This window comes from Mycolicibacter sinensis, from assembly GCF_001667945.1.
GTDB classification, from domain to species: Bacteria; Actinomycetota; Actinomycetes; order Mycobacteriales; family Mycobacteriaceae; genus Mycobacterium; species Mycobacterium sinense_B.
Map to the genome: position 1 here is coordinate 46,287 of NZ_LZJK01000143.1, position 8,437 is coordinate 54,723.

The 8,437-nt window shown below is 68.4% G+C and carries 9 protein-coding genes; 3 read left to right on the forward strand and 6 right to left on the reverse strand.

The window, feature by feature from the left end; translation table 11 throughout:
- Positions 1 to 13: 13 nt before the first annotated feature.
- From A5694_RS18550 to A5694_RS18560, 3 genes are read right to left on the reverse strand one after another with little or no spacing between them, the layout of a single operon-like run.
- The gene (locus A5694_RS18550; protein ID WP_131809618.1) at positions 14 to 499 is read right to left on the reverse strand and encodes a hypothetical protein; all 486 of its coding nucleotides are present in this window, start codon (positions 497 to 499) and stop codon (positions 14 to 16) included.
- Positions 496 to 945, reverse strand: coding sequence for a nuclear transport factor 2 family protein (locus tag A5694_RS18555; protein WP_064923776.1), 450 nt, complete (start codon positions 943 to 945; stop codon positions 496 to 498). Before A5694_RS18555 ends, A5694_RS18550 begins: the two co-directional genes overlap by 4 nt.
- Positions 942 to 1,835, reverse strand: a complete 894-nt coding sequence (locus A5694_RS18560; protein ID WP_109535744.1) for an SAM-dependent methyltransferase — start codon at positions 1,833 to 1,835, stop codon at positions 942 to 944. The genes A5694_RS18555 and A5694_RS18560 overlap by 4 nt, the downstream gene beginning before the upstream one ends.
- A gap of 98 nt (positions 1,836 to 1,933) precedes the next feature.
- Here A5694_RS18560 and A5694_RS18565 point away from each other — a divergent pair, with 98 nt between their 5' ends.
- The 3 genes from A5694_RS18565 to A5694_RS18575 all read left to right on the forward strand — a co-directional run bounded on the left by A5694_RS18565 (position 1,934) and on the right by A5694_RS18575 (position 5,082).
- Positions 1,934 to 3,469: a PLP-dependent aminotransferase family protein gene (locus A5694_RS18565; RefSeq protein ID WP_082952746.1), complete on the forward strand. Its 1,536-nt coding sequence runs from the start codon at positions 1,934 to 1,936 to the stop codon at positions 3,467 to 3,469.
- Positions 3,470 to 3,494: 25 nt separating this feature from the next.
- Positions 3,495 to 3,923, forward strand: coding sequence for an SRPBCC family protein (locus tag A5694_RS18570; protein ID WP_064923777.1), 429 nt, complete (start codon positions 3,495 to 3,497; stop codon positions 3,921 to 3,923).
- 238 nt (positions 3,924 to 4,161) lie between these two features.
- Positions 4,162 to 5,082, forward strand: a complete 921-nt coding sequence (locus A5694_RS18575) for an acyl-ACP desaturase (RefSeq protein WP_064923778.1) — start codon at positions 4,162 to 4,164, stop codon at positions 5,080 to 5,082.
- A gap of 1 nt (position 5,083) precedes the next feature.
- Here the strand turns inward: A5694_RS18575 and A5694_RS18580 are convergent, their stop codons facing one another.
- From A5694_RS18580 to A5694_RS18590, 3 genes are read right to left on the reverse strand one after another with little or no spacing between them, the layout of a single operon-like run.
- A complete protein-coding gene (locus A5694_RS18580; RefSeq protein WP_064923779.1) occupies positions 5,084 to 6,313 on the reverse strand; it encodes an Nramp family divalent metal transporter in 1,230 nt (409 codons plus the stop codon).
- The gene (locus A5694_RS18585; protein WP_064923780.1) at positions 6,313 to 7,389 is read right to left on the reverse strand and encodes an NAD(P)H-dependent amine dehydrogenase family protein; all 1,077 of its coding nucleotides are present in this window, start codon (positions 7,387 to 7,389) and stop codon (positions 6,313 to 6,315) included. Before A5694_RS18585 ends, A5694_RS18580 begins: the two co-directional genes overlap by 1 nt.
- Before the next feature lie 11 nt (positions 7,390 to 7,400).
- On the reverse strand, positions 7,401 to 8,192 hold the full coding sequence (locus A5694_RS18590; RefSeq protein ID WP_064923781.1) for an SDR family oxidoreductase: 792 nt from the start codon (positions 8,190 to 8,192) through the stop codon (positions 7,401 to 7,403).
- Positions 8,193 to 8,437 lie beyond the last annotated feature (245 nt).

The window sequence follows — 8,437 nt, forward strand, 5'->3', positions numbered from 1 at the left end:
GTATCCGCCGGGGTCAGCGGCGCGTGCGCCGGCGTAACGCCGCGCGGCCGAACGCGACCACCGTCCCGGGTGAACTGACGGACAGCTGCAGCACCTGCAGCGGATGTCGGGTGGAGCGCACCTTCAAGAAGCTGTAGACGTGCACGTCGCGGACCTTGGACTGCGGGTCGAACCGCCAGACTTCGATCCCGCAACCGTCGTGCCGCCCATGCGGGCCGCCCCACCACTCGTTGACGATGGTGTCGTCGGTGGCAGCGACCAACCGCTTGGACAGCCGGAACCGGCGCGCCTCGAACACCGCGCACGACCGCGCCCACGCCGTGTGAATGGCTTGCACCCCAACCGATTCCTCGCGTGCACCGTCGGCGATCATCACCAACCGGGCGTCGGGCGCGTAGATCTGAAAGATCACGTCGGGCAGATAAGCGTTGGTGGTGTCCTGTACGAATTCGACGAACGCGGCGGCATCGGCGGGGCGCCGCCCGATGACACCGGTCACCGGCCGCTCCACCGTGAGCGCAGTGCCGCGATACCCAACCGAACACCGGCCCGCCACAGCGCGAGCAGTCCACGCGGCCGCAGCGCCGCCGACATCAGCTGCGCCGAGTCGCAGTACAACACGCGTCGCCGAACCCGCCCCACCTCGTCGAGTTCGTAGCGGTCGATGGCCGGCCAGCTCACCGGTCTGCCACCGAGGGTGCCGAGGATCCGAAACTCGATGTACACCATGTGATCCGGCGAAACCGCCGAGTTGACCACCTCAAGGTGCAGATCCGGTATCAGGGTGAAGATCCGGCGCCAGTAGGTGCTGGCGGCTTCGCGGCCCCGCACATCGGGGAGCAGCGGCTGGACATAACAGACGTCGGGGTTGGTCAAGGCGTCGAGGCGTTCGACGCTCGGCGCGGCCCAGACCGCCCGGAAGTGGTCGACGAATTCGGTCGTCACGCCGGGCTCCGTTCGGCGCAGACGATGCCGAGCCAGTCGTCGCCGGCCAACCCGCTGGCATGGGATGGGTCGTAGCGCTGCAGCAGATCGGCGACGCCGGCGTGGTCGCGGCTGGTGAATCCGTGGCGACCGAGTAGGGCCTCGAACTCCGGTGCGGTGAAGCCGCTGCGGTACGGTTCGCCGCGCCGGGCGACGACTCGGGCGATGCGCCGGGCGCTGAGCCACGGGGTGTCTCCGGTGACCACCGCGGCGTCGAGGTAGTCGGCGACCAGCCGGCTGCCGGGTGCGCACAGTGCCGCCAGATCGTCCAGCGTCGCTTCGATTGCGTGGCGGGTGAGGTACATGCTGACCCCGAGCCAGACGACGAGGGTGGGTGTGTTCGTATCAAATCCACTGGCCATCAGTCGGTCTCGCAGGGCACCCTGCTCGAGGTCGCAGGGCACCCAGACGACGTGGGCAGTGCGCGGCGACGGCAACAGCCGTTCGACGGTGGGGCGTTTTTCGGCTTGGGTTGCAGGCGCGTCGACCTCGAAGATGGTCACCGCGGCGTGGGCCTTGCGCAGGCTGGTGGTGTCGAATCCGGCCCCTAGCAGCACGAGTTGACCGGTGCCGCTTCGCAGCGCCGCCGTGCATACGTCATCGGTGAAGCGCGCCCGCAACACGATGTGGGCGTGCAACCCGCCCCATTTGCGGTCGAAGGCCCGCACCGCGGCACGGGCAAGCCACCGATTGGTAAGCAGCACACGCAGCGCCCGATGGCGGACGAGATGCCGGGACCAGGGATCGTCGAGCAGGCGGCGCTGCGGCGGCTGCAGGGATTCGGCGGCTCGTTGAGCGGCGTTGATCTGCGCGGTCAAACTTGCCGCCCGATTCAGGCGCCGTTCGCTCAGCGGGGCAGGAGCATGCACAGCGACAACGCTATGACCAGACCGGTCCGCGAGTAAGGTCCAATTCTATGCCGGATTCGTGGACCAATAATGCCGCCGGCGTGGATCTGCATCTCGAACTCCCGCCCGGGCACGGGCGCCGCGCAGCACTGGAAAACGCGCTGCGACAGGCGATTCGGGACGGGCGTCTGGCAGCAGGGGAGCGGTTGCCGTCCTCGCGAGCGCTGGCCGGACAACTCGGCCTCGCCCGCGGAACCGTCGTAGAGGCGTATTCGCAACTGGTCGCCGAGGGTTACCTGCGCAGTCGGCAGGGGGCGGTCACCGAGGTCGCCCGGGGCCCGGGCATGCCGCCGACGCCCGCGACCGTACCGGCCCCGACTCGGGTGGTGGCGGATTTCCGGCTCGGCCGTCCCGACCTGAGCCTGTTTCCGCGTGCCGAATGGCTCCGCGCGCTGCGGCGAGCCCTGCACGTCACCCCGCACGCGGAGCTGGGTCCGCTCGACCCACGAGGCGCGTTGCGACTACGCACCGCGCTGGCCGGCTACCTGGGCCGCGCGCGCGGAGTGCTGACCACACCCGAGCGCATCGTGATCTGCAGCGGCTTCACCCAGGGACTGCGTCTGGTGTGTGACGCACTCGCCGTCGCCGGTGCCACGTCGATCGCCGTGGAGAACCCGTGCTTGCCCGACCACCGCGCCACCCTCGCCGCCGCCGGGCTCGACAGCATTCCGCTGGATGTCGACCAGCACGGGGCACGCCCGGACGCGGATGCCGCGCCGGCCGCCGCCGTGCTGCTCACCCCCGCCCATCAAGCGCCGATGGGCGTCACGCTGGCCGCCGACCGGCGCTCCGAATTCGTCCGGCTGGCCACCGCAGCCGGTACCTACCTGATCGAAGACGACTATGACGGCGAATTCCGCTATGACCGCCACCCGGTCGGCGCGCTGCAGGGGCTGGCCCCCGAGCAGGTCGTCTACGCCGGCAGCGCCAGCAAGAGCCTGGCCCCTGGGCTACGTCTGGGCTGGCTCGCATTACCGGCCGATCTGGTCGACGCAGTAGTCGAAGCCAAGCGCCGTGCCGACCGCGGCACCGATGTCCTCGCCCAGTTGGCCCTGGCCGAGCTGATCGAATCCGGGGCGCTGGACCGTCACATCCGGCGGATGCGGCGACGCTACCGCCAGCGCCGCGACGCACTGGTGCACACCCTTGGCCGCGCGGTCCCGGCGATCCCGCTGCAGGGCATCGCCGCCGGTCTGCACGCGGTCCTCGTGCTGCCCGAGGGGCAGTCAGAAGCCGACGTCCTGGCCGCCGCGCGGCAGCGCCAGATCGCGCTGACCGGTTTGGCGCCGTTCTGGCACGGGCCACCGAAAGCCGAGGGAATCGTGTTGGGTTACGGCACCCCGGCCGAGCATGAATACCGCCGAGCGCTGGCACATCTCGGGCAGTTACTCGGTGGTTTAGCGAGCCTCGACGGAGGAGAGGCGAAGCTGGAACCGCCGCGTAAGTTCGGTGGTTTAGCGAGCCTCGACGAAGGAGAGGCGAAGCTGGAACCGCCGCGTAAGTTCGGTGGTTTAGCGAGCCTCGACGGAGGAGAGGCGAAGCTGGAACCGCCGAAAAACCCCCGCCATTCTCGGTAGCGTGCCGGTGAGGGAAGGAGCTCCCGTGCACTACACCCGCACCGATACCATCGCCGCTCGCCCAGCAGAGGTGTGGGCAGTCCTAGCCGATGTCGAGCACTGGCCGGACTGGACGGCATCGATGCGCGAGATCGTCCGACTCGACTCCGGCCCGCTGCGTGTCGGCAGCACCGCGCGTGTCCGCCAACCCACCGGCCGGCCGATGGTCTGGACCGTCACCGAGTTGGCTAACGAGCGGTCGTTCACCTGGACCGCGTCGGCATCCGGAATCCGGTTCACCGGCTACCACGAGCTCACGCCGACGGAGTCCGGTGTCCAGGCGGTCCTGACCTTCACGTTGACCGGTCCGATGGCCTGGCTGGGCCGGTTGCTCGCCGGTGGACGTATCCGACGCTATGTCGATATGGAGGCCGAGGGACTCAAGCGGCGCTCGGAAGGCCGCGCGACGACCTAGCGGCGATCGCAACAGCGACGGAGCCGGTGGCAGCAGGTCGGCGCCATGAACGTAGCGGCGTTACCTGCAAGGACACCGGGGGCTGTGGCCGATCGGATGCCGAGATGCACCAAACGGCGAGATTTGCAAGTTGACATGTGCCAAGCTCCATGTCTACCGTGGGGCCAAACCTACGGAACCGTAGGTTTGGCCGGGGGGCCAATCGACTGACCATATGTCGATCCGGGATGGAGCAAACATGCCGAACGTCCAGACAGCGCTGCTGCATGAGCTGGAGCCGATTGTCGAGCAAAACCTCAACCGTCACCTCAAGGCCGCCAAGCCCTGGCTGCCCCACGACTATGTGCCGTGGAGCAAGGGGCGCGACTTCGCGTTCCTCGGTGGTGAGGACTGGGTTCCCGAGGACTCGCCATTGGATCCGGTCGCCAGGGCCGCGCTGCTGGTCAACCTGCTGACCGAGGACAATCTGCCGTCGTACCACCGGGAGATCGCCACCCGCTTCGGCCGGGACGGCGCCTGGGGCTCCTGGGTCGGGCAGTGGACGGCCGAGGAGGGCCGCCACAGCATCGCGCTGCGGGACTACCTCGTCGTCACCCGGGGCATCGACCCGGTGAACCTCGAGAACATGCGGATGCAGCACACCATCGCCGGCTACGACTCCGGCGACAAGACGCCGCTGCAGGCGCTGGCCTACGTGTCGTTCCAGGAACTCGCCACCCGGGTGTCGCACCGCAACACCGGCAAGGCCTCGGGTTGCCCGATCGCCGACCAGTTGCTCGCCCGGGTCGCCCTCGACGAGAACCTGCACATGGTGTTCTACCGCAACCTGATGGATGCGGCCCTGGACATCGCGCCGGATGCGGCCATGTGCGCCATCCGCGATGAGGTGCTCGGATTCTCGATGCCCGGCATGAACATGCCCGGCTTCCAGGAGAACGCCGTTCTGATCGCCAAGGCCGGCATCTACGACCTGCGCATCCACCACGACGACGTGGTGCAGCCGGTGCTGCGGTTCTGGAAGGTCTTCGAGCGGGACGACTTCGGCCCGGAGGGCGAGCAGGCTCGCGAACAGGTCGACGGGTTCCTCAAGATGGTCGACGAGCGGGCCAGGTACTACGAAGAGAAGGCCAAGGACCGCGAGAGCGTCTTGAGCTCCTGATTCAACCCGTCACGGTCAGATAGATCAGCGCCGCGTTGAGCAGGCCGACCACCACCGTGACGGTCCAGCCGAGCACCGAGGTCAGCCGCCGGTTGGCGTCTTCGCCCATCAGGGCGCGGTTCCCGGTGAGTCGGATCAGCGGCGCCAGCGCGAACGGGATGCCGAACGAGAGCACCACCTGGGAGATCACCAGTGCCCGGGTCGGGTCGGTCCCGATGGCCAGGATCGCCAGCGCCGGTATCAGCGTGATCAGCCGGCGCCACAACAACGGCACCGACACCCGCAGCAGGCCTTGCATGATCATCGCGCCGGCGTAGGCGCCCACCGACGTGGAGGCCAGGCCGGAAGCCAGCAACCCAACCGCGAAGAACAGCGCGAGCGTCGGGCCGAGCCCGTCGCGCACCGCGGCGTGGGCGCCCTCGATGGAGTCGGTGCCGTCGTGCCCGGCCAGGTTCGCCGCCGCCACCACCAGCATGGCCAGGTTCACCGCGCCGGCCACCAGCATCGCCAGGCCGACATCCCACCGGGTCACCCGCAGCAGTCGTCGCCGCGCTTGCCCGGCTTCGGCTCGTCCGTGCCGGTCGCGGGCCAGCCCGGAGTGCAGATAGACCGCGTGCGGCATGACCGTGGCCCCCAGGATCGCAGTCGCCAGCAGCACGCTCTCGGTGCCGTCGAAGCGGGGCAGCAGGCCACCGGCGATGTCGGTCACCGGCGGGGGAGCGACCACCAGGCTGGCCAGGAACCCGATCGCGATGATGGCCAACAGCCCACTGGAGACCTGCTCGAAAGCCCGCGGTCCACGCCGGTCGCCGACGACCAGCAAAGCCATCGACACCGCCCCGGTAATCACCCCGCCCAGCATCAACGGAAGCCGGAAAATCAGGTTCAGCGCAATGGCACCGCCCACCACCTCGGCGAGATCGGTTGCCATGGCGACCAATTCGGCTTGCAGCCAATACGCGATCCGGGTCGGGCCGCGGGCAACAGAACCGACCGCCTCCGGCAGTGAAAGCCCGGTCACCAGGCCCAGTTTGGCGGCGAGGTACTGCACCAGCGCGGCCATTACATTCGCGGCGACGATCACCCAGACCAGGAGGTACCCGAACGTCGCGCCGGCACTGACGTTGGCGGCGACATTGCCCGGATCGACGTAGGCGATGGCGGCGACAAACGCGGGCCCGAGCAGATACCAGCCCGGCTTTTCCCGTACCGGCTTGCCCACACGCGTCATCAAGGACGAGCGTAGAGCCCCCGTCCGGTGACCAGCGGCAGATCCAGGGTGGTCCGGATTCCCGGCTCGGCGGCCACCACCGCGGGAATCGCGTTGACCACGCGCATCGCGGTGGCTACCAGCCCGGCGTGATTGTGGTCGCCATTGGGACTGGACAGGCACAGATCCAGCGCATACGACGGTTCACCGGTCACCTCGACCCGGTAGGAACCGCCGGGCTGGGCCGGCTGTGGCCACTCCGGGCACAGATCTTTGCGCAACCGGGTGACGTGCTCGAGCACCACGGCCGCCTCGCCGTCAACCATGCCGCGCACCTCGAATCGCAAAGCGGCCGCGGTGCCTTCGGCGATGTCACCGGCGGAGATGGAGAAGTCCTCCGGTGCGGGCACCCGAACGTGGGACTGCTCGACCGAGTCGAGTTCGAGGCCCAGACCGGCCGCGAGCTGACGCACCACCGAACCCCACGCCAGGCTCAGCACGCCGGGCTGCAGCAGCATTGGAATCTCGTCCATCGGCTTGCCGAACCCCATCACGTCGAACATGACGGCGGCGCTGTCATAGGTGGCGTAGTCGACGATCTCCATGCAGCGGATCTGCTGGATGCTCTGGCAGGTGCCGGCCAAGGCCAGCGGCAGCAGGTCGTTGGCGAAGCCCGGGTCGATGCCGTTGATGAACAGGCTCGCCCTGCCGGCCTGGGCAGCATCCTCCAGCGGGGACAGCATCTCCGGCGGGATCACCTGCCATGGGTACTGCAAGAACACCGCGCTGCTGCCGACCACGTTGACACCGGCGTCCAGGATGCGCCGGAAGTCCTCCAGCGCCTCGCCGAGCCGGTTATCGGCCAGCGCGGTATAGACCACGCACTGCGGCTTGGCGTCGAGCACCTGCTGCAGGTCGGTGGTCGCGGACACGCCGGCCGAGACATCGAGGCCGGCAAGTTCGCCGGCGTCTTTGCCGGCCTTGGCATCCGAGGAGACCCAGACACCGGTCAGCTCGAATTCCGGGTTGGTGATCAACGCTTTGAGCGCGTGCACGCCGACGTTGCCGGTGCCGATTTGGGCGACGCGAATGGGCATACCGGTGTCCTCTACAGGTCGGGGATGGGCAGATCGAGATTCGGGAACGTGATGCCCCCGTCGACTTCGAGCACCTTGCCGGTGAGATAGCTGCCGGCCGGCGAGGCCAAATACACTGCGGCGGCGGCGATGTCGTCCGGCTCGCCGAGCCGGCGCATCGGGGTCACCTTCTCCATCGGCTCGCGCAGTTCGTCGTTGGAGGCCACCACATCCAACGCCGAGGTCAGGATCGATCCCGGCGCGATTCCGTTGACCCGGATCTTCGGGCAGAGGTCCATGGCGGCCAGCCGGGTGTAGTGGGCCAGCGCGGCTTTGGCGGTGCCGTAGGCGGCGAATCCCCGCCCGGCCAGCCGGCCCATGGTCGAGGTGATGTTGATGATCGAGCCGCCACCGGAGTGTTCCAGCATCAGCGGCACCGCAGCGCTGGTCAGGGCGTGCGCGGTCACGACATTGAACGTCAACGCGTCCTTGAGGTCTTTGGCCGAGGTGGTCAGCAGCATGTTCGGCATGGTGCCGCCGACGTTGTTGACGACGATGTCGAGCTTGCCGAAGGCGTCGACGGCCTCGCCGGCCAACTTGGCCGTCTCCTCGGGGTGGGCCAGGTCGGCGGCCACGATGTGGGCGCGACGTCCGGCGCCGTCGATCTGTTCGGCGACGGTCTCTAGTTGGGATCGGGTGCGCGCGGCGATGACGACGTCGGCGCCGGCTTCGGCGAACGCAACCGCGATCGCCGCCCCTAAGCCCCGGCCGGCGCCGGTGACGACGGCTACGCAGTTATCGAGTCGGAATTTGTCGAGGATCACGTAGGCACGCTAACAAGGATCCGTCGCCAGCTGAACCCCTTTTCTGAAACACGTTCTAATTCGGCTCCGGGGCCCTCCGGATGTGCGGCTGCACGGGTCAGCCGATTCGGGTACAATCGAACACATGTTCGATAACGGTTTGCCGGGGCCGGCGTCGTTGGCGGAGGTCGACGACAACCTGCTGGTGGCGGCCATTGCCGGGTGGGCCCGGGTGGAGGCCGCGGCCTCGGCGCGCCGGCTGGCCG